Origin of the sequence: Paenibacillus sp. 7523-1 (assembly GCF_002276415.1) — a bacterium.
GTDB lineage: Bacteria > Bacillota > Bacilli > Paenibacillales > Paenibacillaceae > Paenibacillus > Paenibacillus illinoisensis_A.
Map to the genome: position 1 here is coordinate 395,306 of NZ_NPBR01000010.1, position 19,966 is coordinate 415,271.

General features: G+C 47.1%; 16 protein-coding genes. 6 read left to right on the forward strand and 10 right to left on the reverse strand.

The features are described 5' to 3' along the window. Window positions 1-186: 186 nt before the first annotated feature. The 6 genes from CHH60_RS13825 to CHH60_RS13845 all read right to left on the reverse strand — a co-directional run bounded on the left by CHH60_RS13825 (window position 187) and on the right by CHH60_RS13845 (window position 7,421). The gene (locus CHH60_RS13825) at window positions 187-1,065 is read right to left on the reverse strand and encodes an amidohydrolase family protein (protein WP_095359673.1); all 879 of its coding nucleotides are present in this window, start codon (window positions 1,063-1,065) and stop codon (window positions 187-189) included. Further along, window positions 1,052-3,574, reverse strand: a complete 2,523-nt coding sequence (locus CHH60_RS13830) for a GNAT family N-acetyltransferase (RefSeq protein WP_255247921.1) — start codon at window positions 3,572-3,574, stop codon at window positions 1,052-1,054. The genes CHH60_RS13825 and CHH60_RS13830 overlap by 14 nt, the downstream gene beginning before the upstream one ends. Beyond that, window positions 3,525-4,223 carry a GNAT family N-acetyltransferase gene (locus CHH60_RS30245; protein WP_255247922.1) on the reverse strand — a complete coding sequence of 233 codons (699 nt, stop codon included), beginning with the start codon at window positions 4,221-4,223 and terminating at the stop codon, window positions 3,525-3,527. Before CHH60_RS30245 ends, CHH60_RS13830 begins: the two co-directional genes overlap by 50 nt. 365 nt (window positions 4,224-4,588) lie before the next feature. After that, window positions 4,589-4,855 carry an AbrB/MazE/SpoVT family DNA-binding domain-containing protein gene (locus CHH60_RS13835; protein WP_255247923.1) on the reverse strand — a complete coding sequence of 89 codons (267 nt, stop codon included), beginning with the start codon at window positions 4,853-4,855 and terminating at the stop codon, window positions 4,589-4,591. Window positions 4,856-5,090: 235 nt separating this feature from the next. Further along, window positions 5,091-6,299 carry an MFS transporter gene (locus tag CHH60_RS13840; RefSeq protein ID WP_095359841.1) on the reverse strand — a complete coding sequence of 403 codons (1,209 nt, stop codon included), beginning with the start codon at window positions 6,297-6,299 and terminating at the stop codon, window positions 5,091-5,093. 87 nt (window positions 6,300-6,386) lie between these two features. Continuing rightward, the gene (locus tag CHH60_RS13845; RefSeq protein ID WP_095359675.1) at window positions 6,387-7,421 is read right to left on the reverse strand and encodes an ROK family protein; all 1,035 of its coding nucleotides are present in this window, start codon (window positions 7,419-7,421) and stop codon (window positions 6,387-6,389) included. 644 nt (window positions 7,422-8,065) lie between these two features. Here CHH60_RS13845 and CHH60_RS13855 point away from each other — a divergent pair. The 4 genes from CHH60_RS13855 (at window position 8,066) to CHH60_RS13870 (ending at window position 10,842) form a co-directional block, all read left to right on the forward strand. Beyond that, window positions 8,066-8,680, forward strand: coding sequence for a TetR/AcrR family transcriptional regulator (locus CHH60_RS13855; RefSeq protein WP_095359677.1), 615 nt, complete (start codon window positions 8,066-8,068; stop codon window positions 8,678-8,680). 159 nt (window positions 8,681-8,839) lie between these two features. Next, the gene (locus tag CHH60_RS13860; RefSeq protein WP_095359678.1) at window positions 8,840-10,165 is read left to right on the forward strand and encodes an amidohydrolase family protein; all 1,326 of its coding nucleotides are present in this window, start codon (window positions 8,840-8,842) and stop codon (window positions 10,163-10,165) included. Between the two features lie 16 nt (window positions 10,166-10,181). Next, window positions 10,182-10,661: a DUF554 family protein gene (locus tag CHH60_RS13865; RefSeq protein WP_095359679.1), complete on the forward strand. Its 480-nt coding sequence runs from the start codon at window positions 10,182-10,184 to the stop codon at window positions 10,659-10,661. Next, on the forward strand, window positions 10,561-10,842 hold the full coding sequence (locus tag CHH60_RS13870; protein ID WP_176476058.1) for a DUF554 family protein: 282 nt from the start codon (window positions 10,561-10,563) through the stop codon (window positions 10,840-10,842). Before CHH60_RS13865 ends, CHH60_RS13870 begins: the two co-directional genes overlap by 101 nt. Window positions 10,843-11,149: 307 nt before the next feature. Here CHH60_RS13870 and CHH60_RS13875 read toward each other — a convergent pair whose 3' ends face one another. Beyond that, a complete protein-coding gene (locus CHH60_RS13875; RefSeq protein WP_095359681.1) occupies window positions 11,150-14,680 on the reverse strand; it encodes an S-layer homology domain-containing protein in 3,531 nt (1,176 codons plus the stop codon). 727 nt (window positions 14,681-15,407) lie between these two features. On the opposite strand from CHH60_RS13875, the gene CHH60_RS13880 reads away from it, so the two are divergent. After that, window positions 15,408-16,712 carry a DUF4990 domain-containing protein gene (locus CHH60_RS13880; protein ID WP_255247924.1) on the forward strand — a complete coding sequence of 435 codons (1,305 nt, stop codon included), beginning with the start codon at window positions 15,408-15,410 and terminating at the stop codon, window positions 16,710-16,712. Window positions 16,713-16,831: 119 nt separating this feature from the next. Here CHH60_RS13880 and CHH60_RS13885 read toward each other — a convergent pair whose 3' ends face one another. Next, on the reverse strand, window positions 16,832-17,290 hold the full coding sequence (locus tag CHH60_RS13885; RefSeq protein ID WP_095359843.1) for a MarR family winged helix-turn-helix transcriptional regulator: 459 nt from the start codon (window positions 17,288-17,290) through the stop codon (window positions 16,832-16,834). Window positions 17,291-17,436: 146 nt separating this feature from the next. Between CHH60_RS13885 and CHH60_RS13890 the strand changes: the two genes are divergently transcribed. Beyond that, complete coding sequence (locus tag CHH60_RS13890; RefSeq protein ID WP_095359682.1) at window positions 17,437-18,315, forward strand: SDR family NAD(P)-dependent oxidoreductase; 879 nt, start codon at window positions 17,437-17,439, stop codon at window positions 18,313-18,315. A gap of 98 nt (window positions 18,316-18,413) precedes the next feature. On the opposite strand, the gene CHH60_RS13895 is transcribed toward CHH60_RS13890, so the two are convergent. Then, on the reverse strand, window positions 18,414-18,944 hold the full coding sequence (locus CHH60_RS13895; RefSeq protein ID WP_095359683.1) for a hypothetical protein: 531 nt from the start codon (window positions 18,942-18,944) through the stop codon (window positions 18,414-18,416). A 166-nt stretch (window positions 18,945-19,110) separates the two neighbouring features. Then, complete coding sequence (locus CHH60_RS13900; RefSeq protein ID WP_095359684.1) at window positions 19,111-19,938, reverse strand: sugar phosphate isomerase/epimerase family protein; 828 nt, start codon at window positions 19,936-19,938, stop codon at window positions 19,111-19,113. Window positions 19,939-19,966 lie beyond the last annotated feature (28 nt).

A 19,966-nucleotide genomic window follows, 5' to 3' on the forward strand; every position in this document is an offset into this window, starting at 1 on the left:
TTATCCATAAGCTCAAGAACGCTTGATTACGTTAATTCCTTGCGTTCAAAAAAAGCTCCTGCCACATATGTGGCAAGAGCTTTTCTGTGGTCGATCATTCCATAGTGAACGATATAGTGATACAAACGACGCATTCGAATATTTATCATCTTATAAATATATTTCTTAAACCTTTCTTCTTAACCCTTAACCCAGCTGTGCAATTCGCTGCTCTATGCGAGGAAATAAACGGAATGCATTCTCATAAAACACCTTGTCATGATGCTGCTCCGGCACAAGCCTACGAATGAATTCGGCATACAGGTCGATCGGTGCAAGCGGCCAGTCGGTTCCGAAGAGCATTTTCTCGTAGTGATCGGAATACACCAGCGCCCGGCGGAAATGGTCCATGAACAGCGGTTCATTCATGAATCGTTCAAAATGGGGACGATCACCCACCACAAGGCCGGACAAATCAGCATATACGTTAGGATTCTTCGCCACCACTTCGGCGGCATCCATCACCCAGGGATCACCCAAATGACAGATCATGAAGTTCACTCCTCGCTGTTGATAAGCTAGCTCATCCACAGTCAGCGGATGGGCATACTTCAGCAATCCATTCATCGAGTAGGTGTCCCCCGTATGAATCACGACGGGTATATTATACTTGGCCGCCAGCTCATAGATCGGAGTATAGATCTTGTCATGGACATAGTAATGATAGTACCCCGCGTACAGCTTGATACCCGCTACCTCGGGAGCCTGCAGCCTTGCTTCAATGCGATCCAATTCTTCCTGCGCGTGTTGACCGCCAAGCCGGTTCGGATTGACACCTACGCATTCCATCAGGAAGGGGGGAACCGTTTCTTCCAGATCAAGTCCCATCGGGTTCGGTGAACTGGAGTCCGGAAAGGCTCCCTTGGTCTGCTCGGTTACTCCCATGCCAATACCGAGAATGACGTCGTTCTTGTCAAACTCCGCCTTGAGGCCTGCGGCAGAGTAATCGACTCGGGAGAGATCGATCGCTGTTCGATGGAAGCTGTCAATATCAGACAGATGAATGTGAATATCAATGATCGGCATGCGTGTTCTCCTTTTCAACAGTTGTGTTCCTAAAGGATAGCTTCAACAGGCTGCGGACATCTTCCGCATTCAGAGGAATCTGCCCTAAGACCAGATAGGTTGGTTTCATCCAGGCAGTCTCCCCATTGGATACCGGCAGATGTTGATGCACATTGTGGCTGAGTACCTGGTTATTCACATACACCGACGGATTATGATTGGGATAGGCATCTACTGCATGAAGCATGTTTTTACGAGTAACCGCACCTATTCGCAAGATTCCCTTCAATTGAAGACCTGCGTCCACCTTCCCCAAGGAGAACCGTCCTTGCTCGAGATGTTCCAGCCAGCCTTCGGCAAAGATGGATGACGGCCTGAAGAAATGATCTTCTGTAAGCGAGTAATTCACCAGCGTCAACCCGGTTTCGTTCGTCACAGAATGAAGCGAGCAGAGAACTGGAACGCCAGGCAGCATGAGGTAACGCTGTTGTACCGTAATCCCCCGATTCGCTTCCTGTTTCTCGATCCGGGTCGTCATGCAGATTCCTGTCCAGACGTTTCCGTGATCATCCTTCTGCTCCGTCCACGCTGTACTTCGGTGCTCCTGCTGACGGCTGAAACCATTCATGCCGGGGATTCCCACACCAAGCCCGCCGTACCAGGGGTTCCACCAGGAACGTGGTGCTGCTTCCGGATACGAACTGTCCAGCCATTCCTCTCCCTGATACGTCAAGGAATGCACAACACTTCCGAACCCGGGTGCTGCTGCGATCGTGATAACTCCATTACACACCTTGTACACCGGGCCTGCCTGCCCTTCTTCAATCACACAGTCAACGGCGGATTGCGTCTTCGGAAACCAGAGAGCGGTCCGTTCCTGAATCCGATCCTCTCCGCGATATACGGCCCGAATCTTCCAGCCATTCTCACTGTTTTCCTTTGCCACGGTTTCCTCAGGGGAGAACTCCAACTGTACAGAGCGAAGGTCCTGCTCCCGGTTTAATTCCATATCTGCAACTTTAAACTCCGATGCACCACCGTTCTGCGCATACAGCTCCAGATTCCCGGCTAGCGGTATCATTTTTCGCTCCATCCATTCGGCCTGCAGCTTGCCTCCCTCAAATGGATTGCCACTGCCCAGAGCCAGTTCGAGATGGTCATCCAGCACAGGTACAATCAGATCGCGCTCTTTACGTGCAAAAGAACGGAAATCCTGCCACTTAACGAAAGTGTTCAACGCAAATACAGTCTTCTTGGTCTGTACAACAGCCCCTGCCGGCATCCGGCCAAGCTCATGCTCCAGCCCCAGTGTATATTCCGGACGAAGCAGCTTCAGCGAAGGGTCCCAATAGATACCACATGCTCCGTACGCTTCCTTGCAGAAAAGCCAGTTCTCCGTGATTTGGGCACTATCCCAATGGCCCGGATCGCTGGAATACGTATCACGCATGTCCACGTACCGACCTTGATACGGCAAAATCAGCCGGCTCCCAAAGAAACCGAAGTTGGTCATTAAACTCATATTCTCTTCCAGCTCTGTACTGCGCGTATTGATTATTTCGTGGTTAAATTCCGCAATGCCGCTGGCAAACAACTTGACCACAGATTTAACCTGTAACCCCGGAAAGTCCTCCGATTCATAGAGAGCTTCAAAAACCTGACTGTCCCCTTCGGGATAGATGTTGACTTCTTTGGCTTGTTTCTTGGAAAACTTCTCGGCAAATGGCTTACCCAGCTTCGGATAGGTCCACCAGAATGTGTGGCGAGAGCCCGGATATTCGATCCACATCGTATTATCCTGTCTGCTCATATGAAGGGAGAATGCGCCATTCACAGCTACCCATTGATCCCCGTGCTCTCCGCCAAAGCGCCCTTGAGTTCCCTTCATCAGGACGGAGAGTTTACTTGTGAAAACGACTGGCTGGTGACCTGCCGGAACAGCTGTCACCTCCACCTTCCTCGAAAAGAGTCCATACGAGCGCAGGATAAAGGATACGGGTATCGAAGCTTTACCCTTCGCAGGCACAGTGAGGCGTACCGAAGGTTCTGTCCATTCCAGGAATTCATCCTCGGGCAGGTCAAAAGCAAACTCGGCCTCGGCATCATAATTGTTCTCCACGTTCAGAACCAGCTCTGCCGGGACACCCGTGTACAGTTCCTTCGCGGGCAGCACCAGGTTCAGCTTAGCTGGAAACTTCGGTGCAACGCCTATACGGAACTCCGCTTTCCTGCCGCCAATCAGCCATGTGCTGGCGACAACAGGGTGGGTCTTCATCAGGTTCTGTTCCTCTGTGACCGGCTCCAGATGGAACTCGCCTTCCACAACGATCGTCTCCCCCGGAGCCACTTGTCTTGCGGTGTCCAGAGCAAAGCGAATATTTTTGTTGTCCTGCCCCTTGATTAAAAACGTCTGCTCAGACGGTGAGCAGTTCTTGATTCGGTAGCGAACCTTGTATGTGGAGCCAAACACCAGATCATGGTCATCGATCTCTGTGGAGATTACGTAATCTGGCGTTTCGAGTGCGGTCAAGCCACGACTTAGACTTCTCGAACTCGGCGCGCAAGGAGATATCTCCCTTTTTCCAAGTGTAATCGAAGAAATCAAAGCCACGCTCCTGCCGACCATCCGGCTCAATGACGAGTTCACGCGTACTATCGGTATACCAATCCAATACCTCGAAGTATGGAGCGAGCGCTTCGGTCTGCAAGACGGTTGGGATGAAGTTCATCAGGTGCACATTGTCCTCTTTTTTCTCCCAGAAGAAACCGCACTTCTTGTACATCGGCACAGCCTTGGTGTTGCCTGCCCACGTGAACAGATCGAGGCGTGGCCACCCCGCTTCTACGGTTTTTCGAACGGCGTTCAGAATCAGATTGCGTCCAACCTTATGGCCATGATAATCGGGACGCACGTTCAATAACGGTACATACAGCGCCCCTTCATCGAAACGGTAGTGGGCAAAGCTGCAAAAGCCAACGACTTCATGCTCATGGACCGCGAGAAACACATGCAGATTGGACGAACTCTCCATCTCCCGGCGTACGGTATCCTCCGTTCTCTGGTTCGTACCGCCTCCCCAGCTTTCATTGCTGCGGTTCCACATGTCTGCGAGTGCAGAAGCGTAGGAGTGATCGTATTCAATAATGCGGATCTGTTCCAGATTTGAGGTTACTGCCATGTCTCTATCCCCTTTGCTTTATGTATAGAGTGGTCTTCGTACTCGATCATGATGACCGGACCATATCCGATAGCCACAGAGATGATAGAGTACGTGTTTGCAGAAGCTATCGATAGTATGATCATACTATAAATGGGAAACATTTTCAGAGGATTAAAAATCTATCTTTCACTAGGAGTGTCTACTAAATGCATTTAATCACCGGATAAATTCCAAATTCTATATCGAAACAATATAATTCGTTGCTTTATTAAAACTAGGTAAAACAAGAACAGAAGAGTTCGAAAATTCCTTTCGGGATAATAACAAAAAATCCACGTCATTGAGATAGACGTGAATTTAAGTATGGGATCTCGTTTGGGAACTCAAAGCAATTCGTTCCCTTCCGTGCCAAAGTCTATTTCATCATGTCGTTTATCCTCTTTCACTTTAGAGAGCAGAGTCTTTTGATGAGAGCGCAGTTCTTCCTTGTAATTGGTCAGTTTGGTTTTTGGGCGCAACAACAATTCATTGTCTGCCGTCACTAAAATCTCAACTTCCGAACCTTCCTTCAGATTAAGACGTTTAAGTACTTGGTTAGGAATACAAATTGCGATACTATTCCCCCATTTTCTAAGTATGGCTGTAGTCATGGCAATCTCATACCTTTCGTTGATAGTTGCTCCAATTATACCTCGCCCCGCGATATTTTCTATAAAACACCAAAAGTTACATTGCATCCGTCTGTAAATTGAAAATTATATTTCTTCTACGGCTAGCTAAAATAATAGCATCATGTATCTCAGAATCAATAAATAAAAGAATCCCCGTTAACTCCATCGAGGATTCCTATGCTATCTCACATAATTAATTTAAATAGAATAATTACTAAATCAGTTCCTGCTTCCGTTTCAGATACACAAACAACACTACGCCCGACGCCGCACAGATCACAGCGCATAAACCGATAAAACCATAACCCGCCTGCAGCCCGCGAAGCAGCCCCAATGGAGTAGTCGCACCATACGCATTCTTCACGCCTTCAATAACCCAGCCAATCGCATAGTTACCAATGACGCTGCCGACCCCCATCAGCGTAACCGCAAACGTAATGGCGGTGTCGCTTCCGTTAGGATACCTTTTCGCAATAAATGCCATCACAGTTGGATAGATCATCGCAATACCTGCACCAGACACGGCAAACAGGAACGCCAGCCCCTCACCGCCTGCGATGGCCGCGAACGTGCAGATAGCGGAGAAAGCCGAGAAAACAATCAATGAAAGTACAAAACCAATCCGATCCGTAAGCGGACCGAGCAGCAGACGCCCGAGCGAGAAGCTGAGGAAAAATGCAGACAGCATCCCCGAAGCTTTCACGGTGTCCCATGTATACGCCTTTTCCAGGAAGTTTACAAGCCAGCCGCCTACGGCCAGTTCAGATACCACGCCAAAAGAAAGAATCAGCACCATCATCCAGATGGCTGGATCACGTGTCAGCATTTTAAGGGAAACCCGGTCTTCATGCGGAAGATCATCTCCCGGAAACGTACTAAGCATTGCCGCAATAATAGGCAGTAGGCAGAGGGATAACATCGCCAGATACATGCCGCGCCAGTCCAGTTCATGCCCAAACACCGTCAGTGACATGACGCCCGTTGCCAGCAGCGGAGCTACGGTAGAACTCAGACCATAGAAGAAATGGGATAGGTTCATCATCATGCCTGTATTTTTCACAAAGATCCGAGCACCCAGAATCGCCAGCGCAATCTCCAGCATGCCGTTACCGATGTACATGAAGAAATACGATGAAGCAAAGAGCGGATATGTATGGGATAAATAAATGAACACACCCGAGAGAATCATGGAGGCAAAGGAGATAATGCTAACCGCCTTGATGCCCCATTTGCGGACAAGGATAGCCGTGAACGAACATGCGATCAGATACCCTAGCGCGTTCAGGGATAACAATGTTCCGAGCTGTTTCTCGTCCAGATTGAAGTCGAATTGAATGCGCGGAATCGCCGGCCCTTTAATATTTTCCGATATGCCAAACACGATAAAACCAATAAAGATTGTCGCCAGCTGCATGGCATACATCTTATTAAACTTCTTCTTACTCGCTTGCTGCTCCAAAATGAGTACCTCCTGTTGTATAAGACAAATAAACAATTCGTCACATATGATCTACCATTTTTTCTCGATTAACTGGATGCGGTAGGTTAAGCTCTCTAACGTGACAGCAACCAGGCCGGTAACATATTCACGCCGTGTGTCATTTTGAATCATGACTTGTGGCATGTGCTCCTGTGGAATGGTTTGCAGGCAACCCTGGATCAGATCGTGCTTCATACAAGAGTCCATCGTGTCCCCTGTAATGACGATCGCTGCCGGGTTAATAATGACAATGATGGATACCAGTGTTTTGACCACCAGCTGATGTAGTCCCTCCGGAGTGTGCAGCAGCCGAAGCTGTTCTTCGGATGAAACCCCAAAAGGCAGGTAGGATACCTCGCCGCTAAAATGCGTGTTCCCTTTCAACGGGTGACCGTCAATGATGAAACCTGCCCCGGGATAATGATTTTTCGGAAAAGTGACCACCGCAAAGTTCTTCTCTTCCTCAAAATGCTGCTCGTTGTACAGTCCGTACACCGTCAGATTCATGTCGTTATCAATGATGACTTCCACGTCATCGAATCGCTCCTTGAGCTTCGGCCCCAGCGGCTGACCTGCCAGACCTGGCACATCGCAAATGCCTATCATTCCGTTGTGGGCCACCCCCGGTATACCAATCCCGACCGCCTGCACATTGTTATACTTTTCAATCAAGGCTGCAATCAGATCCTCAACCGTAGCCACGGTAATCTCATCCAAAATAAGCGTCTGCTCATCCTTTATCTCACCGTTCAGATTAGCCTGAAGATGCGTGATCGAGTGAACACCGCCTTCTGTTCGAATAAACACGCATAGCACGCTGGCATAGTCAGCATTGAATTGATATCTGCTCGCAGGTCTCCCCCCGCTTGATTCGTCCGGGCCCAGATCGATAATCTCTCCCGTCTGGAGCAGCTCGTTCAGAATCGTGCCGCAGGTCGCCACACTGAGTTTTGTCAGGTTCGCAACGGAAGACTTCGTTCCCACGCCCGTTGATCTAAGTGTGTTCTTCACCAGTTCCACATTAATTCGCTTCACCTGCTGGGTGTTGTGTGATGTAGGCTGCATGTAGAATTCAACCCTCCTTTCAATTGATTATCATTCGAAGGAATGTTTTTAAAAGTATTTTAATAATTGAAGTTTAGGGGGACACACCGGGAAAGTCAATGCTTAATTGAAAGTAGGAACAATGTTAATGTTATAAAAGAGAGGGTTGATACACCATAGTATATTGTCAAAGGAGATACGGACTTTGAGGAAAAAGGGACGCTTTATGCTCATGATTATTTTGGTGGGCCTATTATTACTAAGTGAATTATTTATTTGGTCTTCGGGGAGAATCGGATTGATTAATACAGTAAGTAGAATGATTTCAGATGCACCTGTTATAGAAATACAAGGCAAGAGATTATCTTACCAAGGAACAGTGAGTTTTGAAGATACGCATAGTCTTGAACAATATGCATCCAGTGACGAGGGCAACGCCCTGTACAAAGCATTGGTACTCCCGTACCTCCACCATGGATTTATGTTAAAAAAGATGGAAACGACTTTTTTCGATATAAAATTCCACAGATTCCTTGGCGCATGTGACTTTCCAACCCGATCACCGAACCGTATACTTCATGATTTTTTCGTCCCCATTGACAAACCCTCAAAATAGGAATAGCCTAATAACGAATCACTCATTCATTATTAAGGAGTCGTTCTCAATGGTGCAAGCCAAAAAAGACGAAGTCAGGAAAGAAATTGAATACGCAGCGCTCAAGGTGTTCTACGAGAAAGGCTTTGTGGATGCCAAGATGAGCGACATTGCGAATGAAATCAATATTTCGGTAGGCAATATCTATACGTATTTCAAAAACAAAAAGGATCTGTTCTACGCGGTCGTGCCGCCCGATCTGGTGGATTATCTGAAAAAAGTGCTGGTTGATACCATTCACTTTGATAACCAAAACTTGTTTGAGGCGGAAACGGACAATGAAAGGAAATCGGCGCTGCTACAGGAACAGGTCGACGTATTACGCAAATACCGGAACCAGATCATCATCATTTTCGAAAAGAACAAAGGAACGATCTACATCAACGCCAAGAACGAGCTCGTTGAGACCATGATCGAAACCAAGAAGGCCTATCTCAAAAAGCAGTACAAGCATTATGAGATCGGAATGGAAGAAAACCTGATCATGCTCGATATCCTTGCACACAATGTGATCGACATGAACCTGGATTTGTTGAAACGGGACATGAGCGAGGACAGCCGCAAGCAGATTTTTGAAGCGTTATATGTATACCGGTTATACGGCATGAAGAGTTTGAGTGAATAAGCTATATGCCTAGCTGGCACAGCGTGCAGATCAGGTCAAAAAACGCACTTGGTCCGCACGCCAAAAAATGCCTAATCCAACCCCTCTTATTTTTTTAATTCAAAAATGAATTAGTAATTCAATTTTAAATTCGATGCTCATTTCAAGGAGGAACACCCAATGACGAAAACAGCTTATGCACTAAAGAACTGCCATCTGATTCATGGAGACCTTAATCACAATCTGGAGAAAAACATGACCGTCCTGGTCAATGAACATGGGCTGATTCAGGAGATTGGAAAATCAATTGAACTGGCCATTCCGAGCCACTATGAGGTTATCGACCTATCGGGAAAATATGTGATGCCTGGCTTGATCAACGCTCACGTCCATCTCTTTGCGGATGGTAAGCCCTTCAGCCTGTCTGTCAGCGAAGGCATGCTGCAATTCGCATATGATCGAATCCTGAACACGAAATTCGGCAAAAACGTTCTGAAAAAGCGAATGAAACGTAATGCGCTGACCGCACTCCACGCGGGTGTAACCACGATGCGTAGTGTCGGTGAATTCTTCTATACCGATGTAAAATTGCGGGATGAGATTAACAACGGTGAGTTCGTTGGCCCCAATTTGCTTGTCTCTGGATTTTTCCTAAGTGTGACGGGAGGACATGGTGCTCCTTTCCTGGCTCTGGTCGGCGACTCCCCTTGGGAAGCTCGCAGGAATGTACGCATCAATGTGAAGAACGGTGTCGATCTCATCAAAATTTGCGTGACGGGCGGCGTTACGGATGCCAAGATGGTCGGCGAAGCAGGCCGTTTGCAGATGACGGTGGAGGAAGTTGCCGCGATCTGCGATGAAGCCCACAAAATCGGATTGCGGGTGGCGGCTCACGTGGAAAGCACGGAAGGTGTCAGAGTCGCGTTAAAAGGCGGCGTCGATACCATTGAGCACGGCTCCGAGATGGATGATGAGATTATCAGCCTGTTCAAAAACAATCCAAGTGCCCTGAATGGCTATACTGCGCTTATTCCTACCTTTCTAGCTGCTTATCCATCTGCTCTGCTCGATACCTGCGTAACGAACGTGAGCGCAACCGTGAAAGAAAACGCCAGACTCGTGTATACATCCATGTTAAAAGGTGCCCAGCAGGCCATCGAAAACGGCATTACCATCGGTCTTGGCACCGATGCCGCCATGTCGTACGTGACTCACTATGACATGTGGAGAGAAATGGACTATTACATCAAACAGGCTAATTTAAGCAACAAGCAGCTGATCGATATGGTGACCCGAACCAACGCGAAGATCCTGGGTATTGAAGAGATTACAGGTACCGTCGATATCGGAAAACAGGCAGATCTGATCGTGCTGGACCAGAGTCCGCTGGAAAACATTGAAGCACTATCCGATGTACGGATGGTCATGGTCAAAGGAAATCTAATTCAAACACCATCTGTGACGAGAATACAGCAAGTAGACGATGTTCTAAACTCGGTTTGGTGAATTCAGGAGTGTAATCATGTTAGGAATATTAGTTAATTGCTTTTCCATTGTATTCGTAAGTACTCTTGGAGCGATCACCAAAAAATTTGTCAATGACGGATACAAAGCCATCCTGTATCAAGTCATTGGGATCAGCGCAATCATCATCGGCATTAGCACAACCATCAACAGCATCTCCACCAGCCAGTATCAGGTCATGTTTGTTATTTTTCTTACGGTAGGCGGAATTATTGGCCAATTAATTAATTTTGATCAGATCTTGTCCAAAATCATGAAAGGCTTCTCATCCAATGGACTGAATGAAGGATTGACGGTTGCCATCTCTTTACTATGCTTAGGGTCGATACCTATTCTCGGACCGCTGCAAAGTGCACTGCAGGGAGATAACACATTTTTTGCAGATCAACACCATTTTCTCGGGCATTACGGCCTTAATTCTGGCTTCCTCCTTTGGCTTTGGCATCATGCTTTCGGCAATTATTTTATTTGTCATTGAAGCTCTGGTCTTCTTCTCGGCTGATTTTATCTCCATATACATGACGGCCAACATCATTAACGAAATCACGCTGATTGGCGGCATTCTGGCGCTCTGTACCGGATTGAACGTCCTGAAGATTACGGATATCAAAGTATTAAATCTGCTGCCGGCCTTATTTATTCCCATATTGGTGTTATAGATTGGTATGTATTATTTGATAGACAGCAGAACTTAAGAGGCTTATCCTGTTGGGTAAGTCTATAACTGCTATCTAGGAGGAGTTCATAATAAAACTGCTAAAGATCTTATCGTTGTATGTGGCTTGTTTAATTGTGACTTACGTCATCATCGCCATTGGTACTGTTGGCCTTTATTTGGGCTCGGCCCTTGTACTTACTTTGCTTGTTTATATTGTGATTTTGCTCTTAAAGATACAGAAAAAATGAGGAGTACCACGAAAGTGGTATCCTCATTTTAATAAGCGTTCTTTACAGTTAATTTTATTTTCACACGTACATCGCGAGCAGCAATTTGTAAATCATGGCTGTCGCTTCCGCACGGGTCGTCATATTCTCCGCGCGAACCGTGTGATCCGTATACCCATTAATAATATTAGCTTGTACAGCTGCATCCATGGCTTCCTGTGCCCAAGCTGGCGTTTGTGCTGCATCGGTGAAGCTTGGTTTGGCATTCTCACCGTTCGTTCCTACCTGCACATCACTCAACTTAAGTGCTTTTGCCATCATCACAGCCATCTCCGCACGAGTAATGGTGCGATCCGGCTTGAATGTATTATCACCATAGCCTGTCACTATACCGGCTTGCACGGCAGCTGCAATCTCGGACTTCGCCCATGCAGGTAGAGCTTCCTCATCTGCAAATAAAGTCGTGGACGCTACCGTTTGAAGAGCCAATGCTTTGCTAAGCAATGTCACAAACTCAGCTCTTGTGATCTCCTTGGACGGTTGGAATGTTCCATCTGCATACCCTTGGATGACGTTCATGCCCATCAGACGATCCGCATAATCAGATGCCCAATGTCCATTTAGATCCGTCAGATCCGCAGGTGTGTAACTGGAGACAACAAAGGTACCCAGGTGATTCACATTCGCCGTAATGATTCCAGCAGCATTCGTTTCCCCGCCGACAAATACCCAGCTCTGACGAGCTTCGTTATAATAATAGATTGCTGGCTTCGTTCCACTTATCAAACCTGCCGGATCATAATTCAGACTCAACTCAGCCGAATGGTTTAACGTCCGTCCACCTGAGCGGCTAATCTGTACCGCCTGACCCAGAACGTTCAGCGAAGCTGTATTCTGCAGTTTGTCCTGTGCGATCACGGACAGCTGTAAAGTATCTTTTTCCCCAATAGCTCCAGCCGGAGCGTTGAATTCTACCACGTTTTTAATCCCCGTTTGGACAGGCTGATTCGCTTCCACCTCTACCTTCACTTCAGTGGATGAATCCGATCCAGTGTCCGGAGTGGTCGGTGTTGTAGGAACGGTAGGCGTTGTCGGTACACTTGGCGTACTTCCTCCGGAATTGCCACCGGAACTACCTCCATTACCGCCACCTGATCCACCGCCATTGTTCGAACTGGCTTGTACCGTAATGGTACGTGTGACTTCTTCTGCTGCATTGCCCGCAATATCTTTTACGTTATAACGAATCGTATAGATTCCGGCTGCTTGCGTGTTCACGGTGCCATCCATCTGCACGGAACCGCTGATGCCCACATTGTCGGATGCCAATGCTCCAGGCTCGTTGTAGCTCTCGCCCACATTCAGTGTCATCTGGCTGCTGCCTTGCAGCGTAATGACCGGAATTTCACGGTCGATTTTGATAACCACGGGTAATGTATACTCACTGTTCAGATCGTCTGTAGCTCGGAACAACAGGCTGTGTTCTCCAGGCTCAGCAATCTCCAGAGGCGTATTCTCGGTATAAGGGTCATACGTTTGACCTCCATCACGGGACAGCTCAATGGTCGCCGAAGTGGCCGGTGCATATACCGCGCTCGTTACACTTACGTTTACAGACTGATTCGTCCATGTATCCGTATGGTACGACTGTCCGTCCATGGTGGTCATATTGCTTTTCAGTATCAGAACCTGATTATTGGTGCCCTCTACGATGACAGTGAAAATCTTCGTTTGAGTTTCGCTGCCGCGTTGTACAGTTGCCGTCAGTTCCAATCGTTCATTGTTATTCGGTTGTGTCAGCAGCTTGCCTTGATTATCAATCAATGCCGGATTGGAACTGGACCAGCTGATCGTCGTTCCATGCTTCCCTTCAACAGGAAGAGTGAGGTCGGAAGTAACTGCGTTCAGGTCTCCCAGATCAATCGCCTGGAGCGTGTCATTTACCGCCTGCACATCACTATAAGGTGCCGCGTTCACGAAGATCGGATTGGAGTAGAACCACAGATCCCGATAATTGCTGTCATTGATTTCGTTGAAACGCGTTACTGCATCTGCAGTCGTGTTCTTCGGATCCAGCTGTGGTTCGCCATTCACCGTCTCGCCCGGAACGTTCATCTCCAGATTCGTTCCGCGCAAGCGGAAATACTGATCTTGATCTGTCGCTTTAATTTTGTATGTGATGACATTGTAGCCCTCGGCATCTGTCGTCCAATCGTCCGATGTGAAGGTAGCCAGCACGCGGGTGGAATCGTTAGTATCCTTGTTATATGCGGCTGTACCCTTCTCGGCCTTGCCTGTCACATCCCCGGCGATCAGGTCAACGTGATCGACCACAGGCACCTGGCCAGCAGATGTGCCGCTGTTAATTGGTTTTTCGTAATTGTTGCTGGTCGTCGGGCTCTTGAATCGGATCTTCAGCTCCACTTCGTCGCCTTGAGTCACGTTCAGATCCTCACCCATTTCAGCCTGAGCGCCTGCTCTGGAAGCGGTGAAATCCAGTGCGTTAATCAGATCACCGAATACGGAAAAGGATTTTCCTGAACGAAGGCCTTCCAACACGGCCTGCATCCCGCTACCCTCAATCCACGCGTAAGTTTTGGCATATTCCCCAGGAAAATAACCACTGGAATTCGTGCCAATCGTCTTGAAATGGTAATCCGAGTTACCATAGTTCCAGAAGTGGCGACCTTCTCCAAGCAGTGCGTCCCACAGTCCGCCTACCTTGGCCACCATGTAGTCTACACCACCATAAGTACGGTATTTGTACCCATCGTCTGCCGTCGGATTAGACACGTTGTAGGTTGTGTTATAACCGCCACGATCCGGTTCCATCTGGTTACCCAGCATACCTTCGATACCGAATACCACCTGTGGTGCCAGATCGTTGAAATCGCGGAAGTCCGCAATCGTATATTTATTTTTGCCACGAGAAGGATGGTTGATCATCGCATAGCTCGTTGTTGGATAGTTGGTTTTTAGCCATTCAATGGCAGTAAGTGCATCCTGATGTGTCGTATAGGCACGTCCACCTTCCTGATCCCAGGCCGCTACATCTGCTGGATCGAACAGTTTTGGATCACGGTTCGTAAACCGATATTCGAATTCTTTTGCAGCTTCCAGAGCTTCGGTCGAATTCGGCTCATCTGTGAGAATCCCCACCCCAACGTGTTCATGCGTCGGCATGTCCCATTCGAAGCCGGAGAAGATCGTTTTGCCTGCATATTTGCCTTGCTCCTGTAGTGCCTTGATCTGTGGTACCTGATATTCATTCATCCCCACGGACATCGGAATGGAGCCACCTGGAATGTCTACTCCGTTGTGATCCCGCTTGGATAACCGCAAATGATCCGTCAGCGCGATCCAGTCCAGCCCATATTGTGTCAAACCCGCGTCCAGTACTTTCTCCAGCGAATTCTGTGCATCATCCGATTCAAAGGTATGTACGTGCAAATCCCCCGTTTGCCAAGAGCCTGCAGCCGTGCTGTTGACTGGCGTATTATCTCCCGCAGCTGCATGGGTAATCGCCGCAGGAAAAGCTCCCATGACCATCCCTGTAGCCAGGGGTATCAGCGTAAGCATCGCAAGCATTTTCTTTCCTTTTTTGTTGAACAACCTGATCCCTCCACCCGTTCTGTGTTGTTGTGCCGGGAGTAAATATATGAGACTTTGAGGGCAGGGTCAACGCGTTGAGAGCACCTATTAAAAATTTTACATAGAGCTGCATTCGTTTACGTTCTATTAAAGCTTTATTTTGCTGTATGCATATAATGTATGCTCTCTAAATCTCTCATTTTATGAGTCAGACTTGATAAAATGAGGCCAATCCTGCCTCTCGCAACGTTCAAAATTTGTTCACCATTCAGGAAACTTTCACCACTCTTGTGGATGATAGGAAGAGCTTTGTGAGTATTCCATGATAGATGGGATCAAGCTGAAGAATTATGTAAAAATCGTCCTGTGAACAGGATTCCAAACACTGTAATATATACGACCCATTTCAGAAATACTCATGAGCTCTACATCCCAAGGATACTCGGTTAATGCTCCCTTTTGACTTGAATTTTACATCTCCGGTTACGTAAAAAGATTGTTAATGGGATGTTAATTTCAATGGCAAATCTACTACATATGAAGAGGCAAAATTAATTCCAATAGAGGCTGACTTTCCCTATCACAATCTTTTTTATATCGCCATTACTTTATACCTAAAACGTACTGCAAAAGAATTATTTCATGATCGCTTTATAAAAATCCCTATACGGGAGACCGATAAAAATCATGCGCCATGGTTGCTAAGACGTCACCAAACCATTTATTGACCCAAAAGGAGAAAAGCATTGTGAGAAAACTCGGGAGTTTATTCATCATTTATTCCATGCTTACAGCCTTGTTTATGACAAGTTCTGTTATGGCAACTGGAGATACATTGGATTCAGGGAAAGAAGGAGCCATTGCTACAAGTGCGACGAGTTATTACGTCTCTCCGAACGGCAGTGACACCAATGCGGGAACGATACATGAGCCATTGAAGAGCTTGATGCAAGCCCAGTCCATGGCTTCGTCCGGCGATACGGTCTATATCCGCGGCGGAGTTTACGATGATTTTGAAATCGCCAAAACGGATAGTAATTATAATTACGTTCATGCCTTCAACAAAAATGGAATTACCTATGAAGCATACCCTGGTGAAAGACCTGTTTTTGACTTCAGTCATGTACCAACCAATTTACGTGTGGCTGCATTCTTTGTTGAAGACCGTACAACAGGAGTCACTTTCCAGGGATTCGATGTCACTGGTGTTAAAGTAGGTGAGCAGCCTCAATCGGAGGCATTCCGAATCAGAGGGCAAGCCGACTTCGTGAATATGGCCGCTTACGGAAATGAAGCAATTGGTTTTTACTATACGGGGAATGGAACAGGAACCGTTCTTAACTCTGATGCTTATGACAATATTGGCCCAACGGATGTATCTGCCGGGAATACAGATGGATTCGGAGCTCATGGTGGAGCGGTTTCGTTCATTAATTCTCGTGCATGGAATAACAGTGATGATGGATTCGACAGCATCAGTTCAAAGGGACCTGTGATGTACGATCATTGTTGGTCGTTTAACAACAGGGGCAACCAGAATGGCGTAGGCGACCAGAACGGATTCAAAGTCGGAGGATACGCCTACCGGACAACCGGCATTCCAGATCCATTGCCTGTACATACCGTCAGATATTCACTTGCAGTGAATAACGGAGCAAATGGTTTTTATGCGAATCATCAGCCAGGACAATCCGCTAACTGGACCAATAACACGTCATACAGTAACAGCCGGGCCAATTATGATATGCTGGAGCGCGTTAGTCCGACGGATATCACCAACATTCCTGGTTACAGGGAAGTGTTACATAATAACATAGCCTTCATGGGGACAACCATTAAAAACGATAATCACCCTATCGAAAATGTGTCCAATAATTCTTGGACCATTGATGGTGGTCTTCAGCTCACCCCAGAGGATTTTGTAAGTCTGGATACGACTCAATTATCGGCAGCGAGAAAAACAGACGGCAGTTTACCTGATGTCACGTTCATGCTTCCTGTAGATACGAGTCCTTTATTCAAACATGGTTTAGGATACCTTGCCGACAAGTAAAACTCTGTTTTATCCTCGGTAGATCAAAAGGTGATGTCCAGTGGAAATGTGGATATCACCTTTTGATTTTTTTACCATGGCTATGTTTATATCAACACAATTTCACTACATACCCCACACTACCTCTCCAACCCGTTAAACTGCCGAAGCATGGTGGTGAAACGTCCCAGCTCTTCATCATCCCATCTGGATATACGCTCATAAAAGGCCAACTCCTTCTCCTTCAGCGCATTCACCGTCGACTGCTCGCCAAGCTCTGTCAGTGACAAGAGAATGCCGCGCCGATCATCAGGGTCCTGCTCCTTGCTCACATACCCCGATTTTTCAAGCTGCTTAATCAGACGACTTACCGAGCTGCGATCCATAGCAGTCGCTTCTGCCAAAGCTGCGGCACTTGTTGGACCATAAGAATATAACCACCGTACGAGGTGAAAAGCAGCAGGCTGCAGCGTCGCATCAAAACGCTCGGCAGACCGAACATTGAGTGCATGCGAAGCACTAATCAAGGCATGGATCTGCTCACCAAGCGCCAGTTCCAGGGTTTCTCTATCTTTTGTTTTGGCTGCATGTTCACTCATTTTGTTGTTCCCCTCTCCTTCATTCATTAAAGCAGGCCTTCAGAATATATAGTTGACAAATATCAATTAATATTCAATTAATATATATAGTTGATTTATGTCAATTATATCTACCGACTCTGTTCGTGTCAAAGGGAGACTTCACTATGAAAACAACACAGCCTATTATCGTAATCACCGGAGCAACGAGCGGATTAGGGCAGCTTGCTGCCATCGAACTTGCCAAGCGTGGAGCGTCACTTGTACTCACAGCCCGAAGCGAAGAGCGCGCCGAGGCTACCAGAAACAGAATCAGGACAATCGTGCCCTCTGCCAATATCCACTTTTTCTTCGGAGACTTATCCTTGCTAAGTGATGTAAAACGTATTGGGCTTGAAATGGCAGCTGCGTATCCACGTATCGATGTACTTTTGAATAATGCCGGACTCCATGCGTTTGAGCAGAGAGTGACTTCAGAAGGGTTTGCCGAGATGATAGCCGTGAACTATTTGGCGCCTTGGCTGCTAACGCATACGTTGCGCAATTCCCTGATTCAGTCGGGTCATGCCCGCGTTGTGAACGTTGCATCCGAAGCCTCTCGAAATCACGGTCAACTGGTGCTGCCGGATGACTTGAGGGATACCACTCCGTTTACTGCACGCGGTTCCTCTCCGATCTATGGCAAAACCAAACTGCTCAATATTATGTTTACCCGTGAACTAGCCAGACAATGGGATGGGACCGGGGTTTGTGTGAATGCCTTGAATCCTGGTTTCAATGTCACCGGTCTTGGACGGGAACTGTGGTTCGCGAGTGTACTTGAGCGCATCTTAACGTTTCTGCACATCGGCGACCCGCGCCGGGGGGCGGACATCATGACTCGTTTGGTTGTAGAACCCAAGTTTGGGGAGGTTTCGGGAGGTTATTTCAATGTGGGCAGCGGAGCGGCTATTACGCCTATGGCTCCAGGCGGAGATATCGGAATGCAACACAAATTGTGGGTGGTGACACATCAATTGATGAAGGAACGCGGCTTGCTTGATTAATATTGGTTCAGTGCTGGAGAAGAGGGGCTAAAGGGGTCTCGATCAGCCCCTTATCTTTTCGCTCCCTTGTTAATTCACTATCCGATTTTTGGAATTCACTATAGTTTATTTTGCTGTAACACGATCTCAGGGACGTGTTTAATCATGTCGTGGATGAATCCATCGTTTCCGTAAATGGCAATCACGACGTGCTCTTGCCGTGGCATTGGTATAATAATGGCTTGCTTCCCCTTAAAATAGTAACGATCCTTTCGCTCATCCCCATTATCATCTACATAGACCATGTTAACGAAATCCATATCATGACTGAGCGCTTTATCGTGGATCACAATACATACATATCGATCTACCGTTTCTACGGATATGCCCTCTTCGTCTTCATCCCATACATACTCGTTTGGTTGCATTACAAGCTTATTATCCGCTGTTTTGGTGAGGATAGATGCTTTGGCATGCTCTCCTTTTACATCAATTAACAGTGCAGAGTGGTCACTCACTATTTTTGTATCAGCGTATTGCAGATGATGAGTTTTGAGATAGCCTTGAACATCCTCTCTGGTAAGAGGTTCGCCACTCGAACCATTGGTGAGCATTAGCATAGATAACATCAATTCAAACAAAAACTTCATTTTATGTACTCCTTCTATTGTGAATATTCATATTAATTGCTCTAGTTACTAATTTCATCATGGACTGAGTGCTAAAATAAAAATGGACTGACGAATCCATTGATGCAATACTTGTGAATCCGCCAGTTTCTTGCAATACTTCCTACTCTTCATTATTCAAATCTGTTTATAGCGTTGCAAACACCTGATCAAAGCCTGCTTTCGACTTGGCAAACAGCTCGCTTGAATCGAGTGTTGATGCAGGCGCCAGAACTTCCTGGGCTACAACGCCCGTGTAACCAACAGCCTCCAGATTTTTCAGGAAACCCGTCAGATCAATGACTCCTTCGCCTGGATACAGGCGCTCATTATCAAGCAATTCTTCAATCGGCAGATTAGAGGCATCATTGATATGAACGTGAACAATCTGTTCCTTTTTCAGTTGCAGCACCTCTTCCATACGCAAACCAAGCGTATGCCAATGATAGGAATCCACCAATAAGCCTACATTGGGAGCATGAATGGTTTCGATCCAGTCCAAGGTGTCCTCCACACTCCAAATAAACGGATTCTTCCACTGGGTCCGCAAATGATGGGGGCCGACAAACTCCAGCCCAAGCCGGATACCGTAAGCACCCAAAATATCTGCACAGAGTCTCAACCGTCTGGTAGCTGCCGCCATGAATGAAGCAGCAGGCAGATCAGTCGAGGGAAGAACATAGGTGCAGCAATTGAAACAATTCAGCGAAGCAGAGGCTTCAGCCATTTCAACCAGAGATTTGAGTCCTTCACGAAATTGCTCTTCTGAGTTTCTCCAGTCCACGGTGAAATCCGATGAACCGATGATAATATTGTTGCTTTCCAATAGGTGTGCGGCTTGCTCCTTGCCGTATTGTTGAACCAATGAGAGCGGATTCAAATCTACGGACTGGAAGCCACATTTGGCCGCATTCGTAATAAATTGTTCATCAGACTCGATCTTCCCCAAACCTGCCTTCGTTAATCCTCTAATCATCCCAATCTCCTCCTGTGACTTGTCTAAT